The sequence below is a fragment of the Streptomyces sp. NPDC052101 genome (assembly GCF_040680235.1).
In the GTDB taxonomy this organism is placed as follows: Bacteria; Actinomycetota; Actinomycetes; order Streptomycetales; family Streptomycetaceae; genus Streptomyces.
In genome coordinates this window covers 1-1,058 of record NZ_JBFAWH010000169.1, presented here as the reverse complement: position 1 = coordinate 1,058, position 1,058 = coordinate 1, and the positions used below count along the sequence as shown (strand labels likewise).

The 1,058-nt window shown below is 72.8% G+C and carries 2 pseudogenes; both read right to left on the bottom strand.

The features are described 5' to 3' along the window. Nucleotides 1-572 (bottom strand): annotated as a pseudogene (locus AB0L75_RS44555) (hypothetical protein); the annotation flags it as partial. 33 nt (nucleotides 573-605) lie between these two features. Then, nucleotides 606-1,058, bottom strand: a pseudogene (locus AB0L75_RS44550) (hypothetical protein); the annotation flags it as partial.

Sequence of the window (1,058 nt, the reverse complement as noted above, 5' to 3'; positions counted from 1 at the left end):
AGGCGATCCACCACGAACGCGCTGATGCCGGTGCCCGATGCGGTGCCCGCGAGCGCGTTGAGGCTGGACTGCGGGTCGTAGGGACGGCCGGCCTTGGCGGCGGCCTCGCGGAGCAGCTCCTTGGCGTCGTCGCCGAGCATGAGGCCCATGACGAGGGCCTGGGCGCGCTGCGGGTCCTGCGTGGTGATGCCGTGCAGCTCGGCGAGGGACTGCGCGTAGAGGGCGGTGGCCTCCATGAAGCCGGCGACCGCGGCACCGGACAGGCCGAGCGCGGCCACGGTGCCGATGCCCGGGACGATCGCGGTGCCGCCCACGGCGGCACCGGCCCCCGTGACGGTGGTCAGGTACTGCTGCCCGAGCCGCTCGGCGAGACGCTCCGGGCTCTCCCCCGGGTGCTTCGCCGCCATGCGCTGGATGTTCTTCAGGACCAGGGGGCGCTGGACCGCCAACACCGTGGAGAGGGCCTTCTCGAAGCCCTCCGTGGGCTCGCCGTTCTCATCGAGTGCCGACTTCAGCCCGAAGTCCTTCACCTTCCCGGACGCGTACCGGCCGATCGTCGAGTTCTTTGCCATGCGCGCCACAGTATCGGCGCGCGACCCCCGCGGTCAGGACCCGGGCGTCGCCGCGCGCAGGGAGTGCTCGAGGAAGATGCGCACGTCACGGACCTCGTCGGGGCCGGTCCCGTGCAGGATCCCGGGGTAGGTGCGCACGGTCAGGCGGGTGTGCTCCTCGGCCCACGCGCGGGTGTGGGCGACGGCGTCCGGATGGATCACGGGATCCTCGGCGTCCCGGCCCCAGAAGAACGGGCGCGGGCCCGGTCCCTCGGCCGGGGAGTCGAGCATGGCCAGCAGCTCGTTGTCGACAGCGAAGCCGCTCAGGCCCACACCGCAGGTGAACGCCTCGGGGCGCAGACGCAGGACCGTCGTCGCCATGGCCATGCCCTGGGAGAAGCCGAGCACCGAGACCGTGCGGAAGCCGGCCGCCACGACCTCCTCGGCGGAGAGCACGTCGAACACGCGGTGGGCGGCGGCGAGCACCTGGGCGAAGTCGGACTGCAG